The sequence below is a fragment of the Nocardioides sp. genome, assembly GCF_004803405.1.
GTDB classification, from domain to species: Bacteria; Actinomycetota; Actinomycetes; order Propionibacteriales; family Nocardioidaceae; genus Nocardioides; species Nocardioides vastitatis.
Genome location: NZ_SSXI01000226.1, coordinates 158 through 13,999 on the forward strand (window position 1 = coordinate 158; position 13,842 = coordinate 13,999).

At 69.1% G+C, this 13,842-nt stretch carries 12 protein-coding genes; 1 reads left to right on the forward strand and 11 read right to left on the reverse strand.

All coding sequences use genetic code 11. The features are described from left to right. The first annotated feature begins 1,736 nt into the window (after positions 1–1,736). The gene (locus E7Z54_RS24420; protein WP_431188811.1) at positions 1,737–1,991 is read left to right on the forward strand and encodes a response regulator transcription factor; all 255 of its coding nucleotides are present in this window, start codon (positions 1,737–1,739) and stop codon (positions 1,989–1,991) included. A 223-nt stretch (positions 1,992–2,214) separates the two neighbouring features. Here the strand turns inward: E7Z54_RS24420 and zwf are convergent, their stop codons facing one another. The 11 genes from zwf to E7Z54_RS15205 all read right to left on the reverse strand — a co-directional run bounded on the left by zwf (position 2,215) and on the right by E7Z54_RS15205 (position 13,842). Further along, positions 2,215–3,696, reverse strand: a complete 1,482-nt coding sequence (zwf, locus tag E7Z54_RS15155) for a glucose-6-phosphate dehydrogenase (protein WP_136435055.1) — start codon at positions 3,694–3,696, stop codon at positions 2,215–2,217. 7 nt (positions 3,697–3,703) lie between these two features. Next, positions 3,704–4,048, reverse strand: coding sequence for a hypothetical protein (locus tag E7Z54_RS15160; RefSeq protein WP_136435057.1), 345 nt, complete (start codon positions 4,046–4,048; stop codon positions 3,704–3,706). Positions 4,049–4,415: 367 nt separating this feature from the next. Then, positions 4,416–5,990: a GMC family oxidoreductase gene (locus E7Z54_RS15165; protein WP_206056259.1), complete on the reverse strand. Its 1,575-nt coding sequence runs from the start codon at positions 5,988–5,990 to the stop codon at positions 4,416–4,418. Between the two features lie 7 nt (positions 5,991–5,997). Continuing rightward, the gene (locus tag E7Z54_RS15170) at positions 5,998–7,494 is read right to left on the reverse strand and encodes an aldehyde dehydrogenase (RefSeq protein WP_136435059.1); all 1,497 of its coding nucleotides are present in this window, start codon (positions 7,492–7,494) and stop codon (positions 5,998–6,000) included. Between the two features lie 187 nt (positions 7,495–7,681). Continuing rightward, positions 7,682–8,449 carry an SDR family NAD(P)-dependent oxidoreductase gene (locus E7Z54_RS15175; RefSeq protein ID WP_206056261.1) on the reverse strand — a complete coding sequence of 256 codons (768 nt, stop codon included), beginning with the start codon at positions 8,447–8,449 and terminating at the stop codon, positions 7,682–7,684. A gap of 22 nt (positions 8,450–8,471) precedes the next feature. Next, entirely contained in the window at positions 8,472–9,098 is a 627-nt protein-coding gene (locus E7Z54_RS15180) for an SDR family oxidoreductase (RefSeq protein WP_136435061.1), read from the reverse strand. After that, entirely contained in the window at positions 9,098–10,249 is a 1,152-nt protein-coding gene (locus E7Z54_RS15185; RefSeq protein ID WP_136435063.1) for a thiolase family protein, read from the reverse strand. The genes E7Z54_RS15180 and E7Z54_RS15185 overlap by 1 nt, the downstream gene beginning before the upstream one ends. Further along, on the reverse strand, positions 10,246–10,671 hold the full coding sequence (locus tag E7Z54_RS15190) for a Zn-ribbon domain-containing OB-fold protein (protein WP_136435065.1): 426 nt from the start codon (positions 10,669–10,671) through the stop codon (positions 10,246–10,248). The genes E7Z54_RS15185 and E7Z54_RS15190 overlap by 4 nt, the downstream gene beginning before the upstream one ends. A gap of 54 nt (positions 10,672–10,725) precedes the next feature. Then, positions 10,726–11,529: an enoyl-CoA hydratase/isomerase family protein gene (locus E7Z54_RS15195; RefSeq protein ID WP_136435066.1), complete on the reverse strand. Its 804-nt coding sequence runs from the start codon at positions 11,527–11,529 to the stop codon at positions 10,726–10,728. Position 11,530: 1 nt separating this feature from the next. Continuing rightward, complete coding sequence (locus E7Z54_RS15200; RefSeq protein ID WP_136435068.1) at positions 11,531–12,745, reverse strand: CaiB/BaiF CoA transferase family protein; 1,215 nt, start codon at positions 12,743–12,745, stop codon at positions 11,531–11,533. Then, on the reverse strand, positions 12,724–13,842 hold the full coding sequence (locus tag E7Z54_RS15205; protein WP_136435070.1) for a CoA transferase: 1,119 nt from the start codon (positions 13,840–13,842) through the stop codon (positions 12,724–12,726). The genes E7Z54_RS15200 and E7Z54_RS15205 overlap by 22 nt, the downstream gene beginning before the upstream one ends.

Consider the following 13,842-nt stretch of genomic DNA (forward strand, 5'->3'; position numbering starts at 1 on the left):
GGCTCCTGTGGCGCGCGGCCGACCTGCTCGGGGACGGCGTCGGTATCACGGCGGCGGACCCGGCCGAAGACATGATCGACGTCGGGGACCGGGTCCGTTTCCGGCATCCGCTGGTGCGTTCGGCGGTCTACCGAGCCGCGTCGCCGGAGCAGCGCAGGGGCGTCCACCACGCCCTGGCCGAGGCGACCGACGTCGACGCCGATCCGGACCGGCACGCCTGGCACCGCGCCCAGGCCGTGGTCGGCCCGGACGAGTGGACCGCCGCCGAACTCGAACGCTCAGCCGCACGCGNTCCAAAGAGCGAGCCCGATCGCCGGGCGTGGCATCGAGCCCAGGCCGCGGTCGGCCCGGATGAGGACGTCGCGGTCGAGCTGGAGCAGCTGGCAGGCCGGGCGCAGGCCCGCGGGGGTATGGCGGCGGCAGCGGCGTTCCTGGAGCGCTCGGCGCAACTGACCGGTACTCGCGAGCTGCGTGCCGAGCGCACGCTGGCGGCGGCCCGGGCGAACCTGCAGTCCGGTGCGTTCGACCAGGCCTTGCAGTTGCTGGCCACCGCCGAGGCCGGGAAGCTCAGTGAGTTGCAGGGCGCTCAAGTGGACCTTCTCCGCGGGCAGATCGCGTTCGCTACAGGGCGAGGTCCCAGTGCTTCCCTGCTCCTGCTGAAGGCCGCCAGGCGACTCGAGCCTCTCGACCTGAACATGGCGCGCGAGACCTATCTGGACGCATGGGGTGCGTCGGCCTTCGCCGATGACGAGCGGGAGCGGAATCTGCTGGAGATCTGCCTTGCCGCCAGAGCCCTCCCGCCAGGGACGCAGCCGCCACGCGCGATCGACCTGCTGCTGGACGGTCTTGCCTTGCTGGTCACCGACGGACGCGCGACGGCCGCACCGACGCTGCGACAAGCTGTCAGCGTCTTTGCCGGCCAAGATGTCGGCATCGAGGAGGGTTTGCGGTGGGGATGGCTGGCCACCGCAGCGAGCAACGTTCTGTGGGACGACGACGGGTGGCGAGCGATCTGCTCGCGCCAGATCGATCTCGTCCACAGGACCGGAGCCCTCGACCGGCTGCCGTTCTACCTGATCGCCTTGGGCGTGGCTGCCGCCTGGAGCGGTGACTTCGGTGCTGCCGCCTCCTTCATTGGCGAGGTCGACGAAGTCACCGCGGCAACGGGGGCTGAGCTCCCGCCGTACGCCGCGCTGTTCCTCGCCTCCCTGCGTGGCACCGAGGCCCAGGCTCTACCGCTGTTTCGGGCGACTCTCGACAAGGCCACAAACCCAGGGCAAGGGGTCGCGGCGACAGTGGCGTACTGGGGCACCGCGGTGCTCTGCAACGGCCTCGGACGCTACAAAGAGGCCCTCGACGCGGCCCAGCGGGCCAGCTCCTATCCGTTGGATCTCTACCCCGGCATGTGGGCGCTCCCCGAGCTCATCGAGGCCGCCGCACGTATCGGAGAGGCTGAAATCGCTTGGAGCACTCTGGAGCGCCTGGCTAGGACGACTCAGCCTGCCGCCACAAACTTCGGACTGGGAATCGAGGCGAGGTCGCGGGCGCTGCTGAGTGAAGGCAATGCCGCGCAGAATCTGTACCGAGAGGCAATCGACCGCTTGAGCCGCACCGAACTTCGGCCCGAGCTGGCCCGCGCGCATCTGCTGTACGGAGAGTGGCTGCGCCGCGAGCGGCGCCGGTCCCAGGCACGTGAGCAGTTGCGCACTGCCCACGAGATGTTCACCGCCATCGGGATGGGGGCGTTCGCCGACCGAGCGGCCCGCGAGCTGCTGGCCACCGGCGAGACCGCCCGCAAACGGACCGTAGAGACCACCTCCGAGCTCACGCCACGGGAAACCCAGATCGTCAGGCTGGCCCGCGAAGGGCTGACCAACAAGGAGATCGCCGGCCGCCTGTACCTGAGCACCCGCACTGTCGAGCACCACCTGCGCAAGGTCTTCGCCAAGCTGGGCATCACCTCACGCAACCAGTTGGGAAGCCTTGCTTGAGCTGTGACCACAGCGAAGGTGTCGATGCGGCGGTGGCGGACGCCGACCTCTCACTCCGGATGCGCTCCGAAAACGGCCCGGCGAGGTCTTCGACGAACTGGTGCGCCGAGAAGACGTCGTGATCCACCGGCATACCGCGTGAGGACGACCAGCTGCTGCGCCAGCGCACCGAACTCGATGAAGGGCATCAGTCGCTCGACGATGACTTCGGGCGAACGGCGCCTCAGGACTGGCCAAGGCGCCACCCGCCGGCGGGCAGGTCGAGTGCCGCCTGCGGCCCCCATGAGCCAGGTGCATAGGGCTGGATCGGAGGCGGGTGGTCCAGGAGCGGTTGGCAGGCTCGCCAGAGGAGGTCGACCTCGTCGGAATGGCTGAACAACAACTGATCTCCGTGCATGACGTCGAGCAGCAGGCGCTCGTACGCCTCGAGCGGCTCGTCGTGGGGAAAATCGTCAGCGAAGTCCAGCGTGAGAGTTACCGGTGCCACCGTCAGGTCCGGCCCCGGCCGCTTTCCTCGCAGCTTGACCGAGACCACGGGGTCGTCGGTGAGCTCGAGCAAGAGCTCGTGGGGAAACGGCTCGCCGGCGAACACCTCGTGGTCGGGCTGGCGATAGCGCAGCGTGACAGACCGGCGTCCCTCGGCGAGGGACTTCCCCGTGCGCAGGTAGAACGGGACACCACGCCAGCGCTCGTTGTCGATCCAGGCCTCGAGCGCCACGAACGTCTCCACCGAGGAGCTCGGATCGACCCCGTGCTCGTCGCGATAGCCGGCGTACTGGCCGTAGATCGTGCGCGCCGGGTCGAACGCTCGCAGCGATGCGAACGCCGAGACTTTGGCGCCTGTGAGCCCGCTTGCGTCGAGCTCAGCCGGCCGATCACTGGCCACGAACCCGAGGAGCTGGCACAGGTGCGTGGAGATCATGTCGCGCAGGCAGCCCGTGCCTTCGTAGAAGGCTGCCCGTCCCTCCAGACCGAGGGTCTCCGGGACGTCGATCTGCACTGAGGCGATGCTGTGCCGGTCCCAGGCTACCTCGAAGAGCCGGTTCGCGAAGCGGAGCGCGAGGATGTTCTGCACGGCCTCCTTGCCGATGAAGTGGTCGATCCTGAAGACCTGGTCCTCGGACACCACCGTCTTCAACACATGGTCCAGCTCCCGGGACGAGGCCAGATCGAGACCGAACGGTTTCTCCACCACCAGCCGCGCGCGGTCGGCAAGGCCGGTCCGACCGAGCATTCCGACGACAGGTTGCATCGCCGTTGGCGGTACAGCCAAGTAGAGCAGCCTCTGTACGTCGCTGCCGAGTGCTGCCTCCGCCTCGCGCACCGCCAGCGCGAGGTCTGTCCCGTCCTCCGCCGACGACGATACGAAGGACACCCGCTCTACCAGCCTTTCCAGCACGTCCTCGTCGACGTCATGCACGAACTCGGCGACGGCGCGTCGCACCGACGAACGGAACTCGTCGTCCGACCCGGGCGCGCGCCGCCCCGTGCCGATCACGGCGTATTCCGCGGGCAACCATCCGGCTGATGCCAACCGGTACAAGCCGGGGAAGAGCTTGCGGCCGGCGAGGTCACCGCGCGCGCCGAAGATCACGATCACATGCGGTGGCAGGTCAGGCTCGGCTCGGTTCCGGACCTGACGCTGCGACGCGCCGAGCAGCGCGGTGGCCGTCGGGTTGGGAGAGCCCTCGAACGTGGATTGCATCGGACGCTCAGACCGGATAAGGGCTGGGCTCACGCTGGACCGTGATCCAGTGATCCGTGGCGAACTCCTCGATCGCCCAGGCACCTCCGTAGCGGTCCGGGCCGGACGTCTTCGCATCTCTGAAGGCGGTGTTCGGGTTGTGGTTGCCGGTCGCGTCGTGACGGGTCAGCATTGCCTGCGAAGGCGAGATCGAGTTCGGCCACACTCGCGAGCGGGATGTCGTGCAGTCGGTGGCATGGCGATCGCTCGAGCCGCCCCGCCGCTCGCCTGCGATCAGCATCGTGCCGAAGCCGCCGTAGGGCGTCGGACCGGTCACGCGGCCGTTGCGCTGCAAAGTAGGTGTCTCGGTCATGTCGGGAGCATCGGGCGTGGGCCCGGTCCGTCGAATCCGTGGATACCCCAGTAGCGACCCCGGTCCGCGACGCCTGACGACAACGTCAGAAGGCGATCAACGAAGGCCGCACTGGGCCTACGCAGGCCACTTCACTTGGGCATCGGGGTCGGCAGCAAGTCGCACGAGGCGCATCTCCTGATCCTTCAGCGGACCAGGATCCTCGACCCGTCGGGAACGAGATCGTCCCCGGCAGCCCTGAGATCGTGTGTGGCTCGCTCGGCAGATGCCCGGAATCCCATCGATGCGAACATGTCCGCGCGGGCCAGTTCCCGTCCGAGCTCGCCGACCGCGGGCTCCGACTCATCGCGGCCCTCCAGCCGACCGTTCAGTTCGCCGTCGCCGATAAGGTGGCTCCAGAGGATTCACCGGCGTCTGCGCGGATCAGGTCCGCCGCCCGCTCCGCGAGCGTCAGCACCAACCCGACCGGATTCAAGGCCGAGATCGTCGGGAACGACGATGCGTCGACCACCCGGAGACCGGCGACGCCACGCACCCGCAAGGCGGCGTCGAGCACCGCCATCGGGTCGGCATCGCCGCCCATCTTGCAGGTGCACGAGACGTGGTACACGGTCTGATGGGTGGCACGCAGCGCCTCGGACAGCCCTTCGTCGCTCTGGACGTGCTCCCCGGGGAAGATCTCGCGAACCACGTGGGACGCGAACGGTTCCTGCGCCGCGACCCGGCGCGCCGCACGGGCGCCAGCGATGAGCATCCGCTCGTCGCGTCCCTCCGCGTCGGTGAAGTACCGGTAGTCGATCGAAGGGACCTCCCTAGGATCCGCCGAGGTGATCCAGACCCGCCCGGAGCTCCGCGGCTTGGCGATGTTGAACACGAGGGAGACGTTGTTCTCAGGGAGCACGGCGCCGTACCGCTCGGCCGCGACGCCCCAGGTGTCCAACGGGATGTGGGTGGAGACATCCGGGACCGTGCTGTCGTCGTCGACCGTGATCACGTAGCCCGCGTCCCACCCGGTCGCTCGAACGGTCGGCCGGTCCGAGCGCGCCTCCCAGATCACCAGGCCCTCGGCGTGGTCCTGCAGGTTCTCACCGACCCCAGGCAGGTCGACCAGAACGTCGATCCCGGCCGCCTCGAGGACGTCGCGGGGGCCGATCCCGGAGCGCATGAGCAACGCGGGCGAGTCGATCGCGCCACAGCTGACGATGACCTCGCGGCGAGCCCGGACCACGGTCGTCTGCCCAGCGGAGCTGCGAAGAACCGCTCCCACGGCACGGCCGTCCTCGATGATCAGACGCTCCGCGAGCGTCTCGAGCACGAGTTGCAGATTGTCCCGCTCCTGAGCTCCGCGCCGGATGTAGCTGTAGGACGCTGATGAGCGGTGGTTGGTCTCCGGGTCGTAGCCGATCTCAAAGTAGCCGGCTCCGGTGAGGAACTCCGTGTCGTTCCAGGTCTCGCGCACCGGGACGTCGAGGGCGGCCGAGGCTGCCTCGATCACGTCCATCAGGTAGGGATTGCGGTCCGCCTCGGGGATGGGGGTCACCTGAGCCAGGAGCCGGTCGAAGTACGGGCTGACGGTCTCGTAGTCCCAGCCGTCGGCGCCGAGCGACACCCACTCGTCCAGGTCACCGCGGAAGGGCCGCCACGTGATCATGGTATTCGCCGTCGAGCATCCGCCGAGGATGCGCAGCCGGGCTTGACGGATGAACGAGTTGCCACGCTCCTGCGGCACGCTGCGGTAGTCCAGGTCGTACTCGCCCTCGAGCATCTCCGCCCAGCGCCGGATCGAGTGCGCGCGCGGCTCGTTCGCGTCGGTCGGCCCCGCCTCGACGAGTGCCACCGTCACCGTCGGGTCCTCGCTCAGCCGGGAGGCGACGACGCAACCCGCCGTACCTCCTCCGATCACGAGGTAGTCGACCGTCACATCCTCAGTCAACGTCTCCACCGCGCCGTCATCCTTCCGTGTCGTGGACGAACCACGTCGTCTTAAGTGCTGTGTACTTGTCGAGCGCGTGCAGCGAGAGATCGCGCCCGAAGCCGGAGGCCTTGACCCCACCGAAGGGCGTGGTCACATCGAGGGCGTCCACCGTGTTGACGGATACGGTGCCGGCGCGGAGGGCACTGGCGACGCGGTGTGCCCGTCGGAGATCGTCCGTGAACAAGGAGGCGGCCAACCCGTACTGCGTGCCGTTGGCGATCGCGATCGCCTCCTCCTCCGAGCGGAAGGTCGAGACGGCCAGCACTGGGCCGAAGACCTCCTCCTGTGCGAGGCGAGCCGAGGTCGCGACCCCGACGAAGGCCGTGGGCTCAAGGTAGAACCCGCCGGTCTCGCCCAGGGTCGCGTCCCCGCCGAAGGCGAGCGATGACTCGGTTCGCGCGGCGTCCACGTGGCCCAGCACGCTCTCCAGCTGGGCTTGACTGATCAGCGGGCCCATCTCGGTCATCGGGTCGAGCGGGTCCCCAATGACAAGAGCGGTCGCCCTCGACTCTATGCGCGCGACCAGCTCCTCGGCGATCGACTCCTCGACCACGAGGCGCGAGTTGGCCGAGCAGACCTGACCCGACGAGCCGAAGATGCCGAACACGGCCCGGTCGGCAACGCGATCCAGGTCCGCCACGTCGGCGAAGACCACGTTCGCGCTCTTGCCGCCACACTCCAGCCAGACCTGCTTCATGTTGGACCGTGCGGCGTAGCCCAGGAACACCTTGCCCACGCGCGTCGACCCGGTGAAGCAGAGCACGTCGATGTCCGGGTGTTCTCCGAGGGCGCGCCCGACCTCCGGCCCGAAGCCGGTCACGACGTTGAGCACGCCGTCGGGCAGCCCGGCCTCGGCACCCAGCTCGGCCAAGCGGAGCGCCGACAGCGGCGACTGCTCAGCCGGCTTCAGGACTACGCTGTTCCCTGCGGCCAGCGAGGGCGCGATCTTCCAGATGGCGGTGCCGAGCGGAAAGTTCCAAGGCACCACGGCACCGACGACGCCTACCGGCTCACGCGTAATGACGGCGAGATCTCCGGGACCCGTGGGCGCGACCTCGCCGTACTGCTTGTCGATGACCTCCGCATACCACTGCAGCGTCCGGGCGGCCTCGGGTACGTCGTAGGACGTCGTGTCGCCGATCAGGCGGCCGCCGTCGATCGAGTCGAGCAGCGCGAGCTCCTCGGCGTTCTCGCGGATCAGCTGGGCGAGTCGGAGCAGTACCCTCTTGCGCTCCCGCGGCGGCGCCCCCGCCCATGCCCGTCTCTCGAACGCCGAACGCGCGGCACCGACCGCGAGGTCGACGTCGTCGGATGCGCCACGAGCGACCGAAGCGATCACCGCGCCGTTCGCGGGATTGACGGTCTCGAACTCGCGACCATCGCGCGCACTCACCCAGCTACCGTCGATGAAGAGGCGGTCCCGAACGCTGATGGCGCCGGCTAGGCGAGCCCACTCGTCTCGACTGCGCATGTGCGTGCTGCTCCTGGTGGTGTGTCGGGTCGGCGTCGGGGACAGACACCGACCCGACACACGGTCGGGGGCCTCGCGGCGCCAGAGTGAACGCTACTTCTCTTTGGTCTTTATAACAACCATTGAATCCGAGCGAGCACACGGAATCGAATCAGAGCGCGCCTGTCTTTGGCCACTCTATCGTCCTTTAGGCCATCGCCGGCTGTGCGTAGAGGCTCTTGCCGCCACACACGTAGAGCAATTGTCCCGTGACGGCGCGAGCCCGGTCGCTGGCCAGGAATCGTGCCGCGTTGGCGACGTCCTCGGGCTCGCCCAGTGTTCCCATCGGCTGGGCTCGCAGCAGGCGTTCCAAGACCTCGGGGGGCTCGGAGCGCACCAGGGGTGTGTCGATCAGTCCCGGCGCGAGACAGTTCACCGTGATGCCGTGGCGGGCGAGCTCGATGGCGAGCGACCTGGTAGCCGAGACGACACCGCCCTTCGATGATGCGTACGCGACCTGACCGAACCAGCCGAGCCAGGCTCGTGATGCGATGTTGATGATGCGACCCGTCTTGCGCGGGATCATGCTGCGCGCAGCCGCTTGCGAGCACAGGAACACGCCCGTCTGGTTGACCGCGATCGTCCGCTGCCACTCCTCGTCGGTCACTCCTCGCACACCCCGGTCGATGCTGATTCCCGCGTTGTTCACCAGGACATCGACAGGGCCGAGGTCAGCTTCGACCCGGGCGAACGCCGCCTCGACCTCGCCCCGCGACGACACGTCGACGCGGAGCCCGACCGCCTGTCCCCCGACCTCGCGGATCGCCGACGCCGCGCGGTCGGCTGCACCGGCGTCGATGTCACCGACCACCACCGCAGAACCGTGCGCCGCCAGCTCGCGGGCGACGGCATTGCCGATCCCGCTGGCAGCACCGGTCACCAGGGACACCTTGCCCTTGAACTCGGCGTGGAACACGATCTCTTCTCCTTCGTCTCGGTCAGACCGACAGGCTCGACAGCAGGCTGGCGCCGCCACAGCAGTGCAGCGCCTGCCCCGTGATGTAGTTGCTGCGCGGGTCGAGGAAGAACTCGACGGTCGCGGCGATGTCGGCGGACGTGACCGGCTCAGGCGTCAGCGCCACCGGTTCGTGGAGATGCGTGCCGGGTACAGCACCCCGGTGGCGTCGTCGGTGCGCATCGAGCGGCAGGGCGAGCACACAATTGACCGTGAGGCCGGCTCGGCCGCGCTCGAGGGCCAGGCTGCGGACCGCGGCTACAAGGCCGGCGGCTTGGGCGGCGACCGCGGGTCGCCCGGCCCAGCCGAGCCAGTCGCGGCTGCCAACGGCGACGATCCGGGCCCCACCGTCGCCTCCGGACCTCAGCCGCCGCCCGAGAGACTCGACGAGCTCGACGAGCTCGGCCGCCGGGTCCACATCGAGGCCGGCCACGGTGTCCAGCAGACCCGGAACGAACACAATGCCGTCGAGCCGCGGCCCTTCGCTCACCGGGGTCGATCGACCCGCGTGCTCGACGATCCACCCGGCGGTGACCAAGGCCGACGAGACCGCGACCACGACGTCGTCGTCACCGTCCGCCCGGACCAGCACGCGACCCTCGCCGGCCATCACTCGTCGTCCCTGGTCGTCAGGATGTGGACTGCGCAGGCCCCGTTGTCGACACCGAAGATTCCGCCGCCGGTGACATGCGTGAGCGCGACCTCGGCCCCAGGCACCTGGAGCTCGTCGGCCTGACCGGTCAGCTGCCAGTACGACTCGCAGACCTGGACCACACCGGTGGCCCCGACCGGGTGCCCCCGAGAGAGGAGGCCGCCACTGGGGCTCACCGCAACGCGGCCGTCGCGGTCGAACTCGCCGTTCTCGAGCGCGACGTAGGCCTTGCCGCGAGTCGTCAAGCCGAGGGCCTCGGCATGGAGCAGCTCAGCAATGCTGAAGGCGTCATGCAGCTCGACGAGGTCGAGATCGTCCGGCCCGAGGCCTGCCTGCTGGTAGGCGCGTGCCGCGGTTCGCGCCGTGATGTCCGGCCACGTCATGTCCCGATACCCGGTTGAGAAGCGGCCCGACCGGACCACGCTGGCGGCGACCCGGACCAGGGGAAGGCCGTGATCTTCGGCGAACCCCTCAGAGCAGAGAAGAACAGCGGCCGCGCCGTCACTGTTAGGGCAGCAGTGCAGAAGTCGCAACGGATCGGCGACCAGCCGCGACTCGGAGACCTCCTCGAGCGTGACCTCGGCCTGGAAGTGCGCACGGGGGTTCCTGCTCCCGTTGGCACGGTTCTTGACCGACACCCGGTCCAGGTCCTGGCTCGTGGCCCCCCAACCGTGAAGGTAGCGCTGCGCCCGCATGGCGTACGCCGCCGGCATCACCATGCCCTGAGCGATCTCGAGGTCGTGCGAGGCGAGAGGCAACGCGCCACCCCCGAAGTCGCTGAGGTTCTCGGCCCCGAACGCGATTGCGCACCCGACGCTGCCACTCGCAACCGCCTGCCACGCGAGATGGATCGCAGAGGCGCCACTGGCGCAGGCGTTCTCGACCGTGAACACGGCAGGCCCGGAGACACCGACACGCTGAAGCACCCGCTGGGCGAGCAGCGAGCCGCCGTACATCGTCCCGCCGTACCCTGTCTCGACCTGAGATGGCGCCACGCCCGTGACACGCAGCAGGTCTCCCACTGCCTGCGCGCCGAGATCGGCGGCAGACTCACCGCGGTGCTTCCCGAAGGGCACCACGGCCGCACCTCCGACGTACACGTTCCTCATGACTGCTCACTTCTTTCGACGGGAATGCACACATAGGAGCAAAGCGCCCCCTCAGTTGTGCTGCCGATCCGGCCGAGACGGAGCCCGACCTCGGTACCGGCTACCAGCGCTTCGGCGGCGACGGCCTGCGCCAGCACTCGGACGCCGTCGACGTCGAGGTAGGCGAGCACGTACGGCGCCTCGAACTGCCGCAACCCGATCCTCACCACCGTCGAGGCGTACACGGTCCCCGTGGTCCCGGTGACCTCGGACGACGTGCGCAGGGACCCGCAGGCCGCGCACTGCTCGAGGGCGGGGAACCACGACTCACCGCAATCGAGGCACCTCGTGACGCGCAGCCGTACCTCCGGGCCGTCCGTGACGAAGTTGCCCTCGGTCACCACGGTTCCGGTCGAATACGCGTCCAGCTCGGCGATGCTCATCGACCTCTCCTCTCTTCCAGTGTCTCTGTCTGTCTTGTTCAGACCGTGGGTCGTTCAGCGACCCTTGAACTCGGGTGCGCGGCGCTCCGCGAACGCCGTCCGCCCCTCGATCCGGTCCTCGGTGTCCCGGAGGACGCCCCACAACAGCTGCTCCAGCTCGATCGAGCGGCTGAGCGGGAGGTCCTCGGCCCGGGTCGCCAGCGTCTTGATGCTCTGGACCGCGAGCGGTCCGTTCGCCGCGATTCGGCCCGCGAGCTCCAAAGTGCGTGCCAACAGCCGCTCGGGCTCCACGACCTCGCTGACGAGCCCGACCCGCAGCGCCTCCTCAGACGTGATGCGGTCCCCGGTCAGGAGCATCTGCATCGCCACGGCGCGCGGAATCGCACGAAGGAGCTTCGACACACCGCCGACAGCGGGAACGCTCCCCCACCGGGCCTCCGGGAGACCGAACGTCGCCGTCGTGCTCGCGAGGCGGAGGTCGCAGTCGAGCGCGATCTCCGCGCCACCTCCCAAAGCGTGGCCGTTGACCGCAGCGATGAGTGGCTTGCGAATGTCGAGAGAGCTCAGCGCGAGGGCACGGACATACAACCCGTTCTCGACGCTCTCGGCGTACGGCTGGAAGTACGCCTGGGCGAAGCCCGCTTCGGAGGGCATCGTGCGCTTGAGGTCTGCGCCGGTGCAGAACGCGCGCTCACCCGTCCCGGTGAGCACTGCGACGCGGAGATCGGGGTCGTCCCGGAACGCGCGCATCTCCTCGTTGAGTGCCACCATCGACTCCGGATCCAGCGCGTTGAGCGCCTCCGGCCGATCGATGCGGACGACGAACACCCGGTCCTGACGTTCGGTGACGATGGCCATGTCAGCCCACGACTCCTTCTTCCTCGAGCTGTCGGTACTCGGCAGCGTCCAATCCCAGGAGGTCGACGCACACCGCCTCGCTGTCGGCGCCGAGTAGCGGCGCTGGAGAGCGCAGCGCACCTGGGGTGGCCGACAGCCGGTACGGGATGGCGTCGTACACACTGGGCCCCATGACGGGGTGGTCCAGCACCTCCCAGTGCCCGCGCGCCCTGAGTTGCGCGTCGAGCATGAGGGCATCAGCGTGGAGCACTTCCGAGGCGGGCACTCCGGCGTCCGTGAGGGCGCGGGCCAGGTCGTCGGCGACCCAGGACCTAGTCCGACCAGCGACCAGCTCGTCGAGCCGGCCGGAGTTCCGTCGGCGACCGTCCGCACCGGCGAGGGCAGGCTCGTCCCATCGCTCGTCCCAGAGAACCCGGCACAGGCCGCTCCACTGGTCGTCGGTGACGACCGCAATGGCGCACCAGGAGTCGTCGCCGGCGCAGGGATAGACACCATGAGGCGCGGCCAAGTCGTCCCGGTTGCCGTCCCGGACAGGTGCGTCCCCGGCCGCCGCGGCGACGAGTGCCGGGCCGATGACGTTGGCAGTCGACTCGAGCTGCGCCAGTTCGATGTACTCGCCCTGCCCGGTGCGGCGACGCTTCCGAAGAGCAGCCAGGACCGCGACCGCACCGTGCAAGGGGTTGGGCACGTGGTCCGGGAAGTTCGTCCCTGTCCCTACGGGCGGGCGGTCTGGGTAGCCGGTCAGGCCGAGCAACCCACCCGCCGCTGCGATCGTGAGGCCGTACCCGCGCCAGCCGTGGTGCGGGCCCGCCCGTCCGATCATCGGCATCTCGAGGTAGACCACGCCGGGGCGGACCTCGCGAGCGGCGTCGTAGCCGAGACCGAGTCGGTCCATCGTTCCCGGGCTGAAGTTGTTGACCACGACATCGCTCGTCGAGATGAGGCGCAGGGCCAGGTCTCGGCCGCGAGGATCCTTGAGGTCGAGGCACAGGGATCGCTTGCTGGTGTTGCGATTCGCGAAGTAGCCGCTCCGGTCTGGGCCCCTCTCGCCATCCCGGAAAGGCGCCATCGAGCGGATCGGGTCGCGCCGCTGTCGTGATTCGACCTTGACGACGTCGGCGCCGTGGTCGGCGAGCGGCTTGGTGAGGAAGGGGCCCGCGCCGACCCAGGAGAAGTCGGCGACCCGGACCCCGCTCAGCGGGAAGGTGCGCTGCACGGGAGGCTCCTCCCGGCCGCCGGCGTCGAACCGGCGCGCGGCTGGACGTCGGAGTAGCGGAAGCGGTAGGGCGACCCGGGCAGGAGCACGTCATGCCCGTCCATGTCGACAGTTCGGAAGAAGCTGCGCTCGAGCAGCTGCGGATCCCGCAGCAGGTCCTCGGGCGTCGCCACGGGCGCGATGCTGATCCCGCGGCGCTGGCCCTGGCCGACGAGGTCGCGTTTGGTCCTGGAGTCGGCGAACGACTCGAACTGCTCGCGGAACAGCTCGACTGCCTCCGTCGAGCGCCGCCACGTCGAGTCTTCCCAACGCCCGTCGGCGAGCTCGCGCGCGTTGGCAACGCCGGCGTCGTCCAGCCACGCGACGATCTGGTCCCAGGCGAGCGGGCTCCCGCCGAGGCCGCCCACGAGGTAGACGAAGCCGTCGCGGCAGGTGAAGAGCCCCGTGCCTGCCTCACGAGGACCGGCGCCGACCCTGCGTCGTGTCACTCCCTCGAGGTCGAGGTACTGCGCAGCATTCTCTAACGAGTGCGCGACCGCCTCCTGGACGGAGACGTCGACGAACTGGCCCACCCCGGAGACCTCGAGGACGTCGAGGGCGATCAGCGCCGCGACTGCTGCGTGCGTGCCCGCGATAACCGACGTCTGCTCTCCCCAGGCCCGCACCGGTGCGCGATCCGGGTCGCCAGCCAACGCGAGCAGGCCGCCCGCCGCGAGCAGCGTCAGGTCGGTAGCAGGGCGGTCGGCGTACGGCCCATCCATCCCGAACGGACTGATCGCGACGTGCACCAGAGCCGGGTGTGCCGCGGCGACCGCATTCGGCGAGAGTCCTCGGTCGGTCAACTCGGCCGGCCCCTCGTCGGTCACGAGGAGATGCGCCCCGGCCAACAGCCCGATCACGTCACAGTCGTGCGAGGCGGCGATCTTGCCGGCATTCATGAAGGAAGCGCGGTGCGGGGAGGCGAACCGATCCGAGCCGACTCGATGCACCTGCGCTCCGAGGTCGGCGAGCAGCCGGCCGCAATACGAGCCGAGACCCGTAGAGGCGTCCACAACGACAACGCCGTCGAGCGGTGCGGAGAAGTCGATCGATGCCAT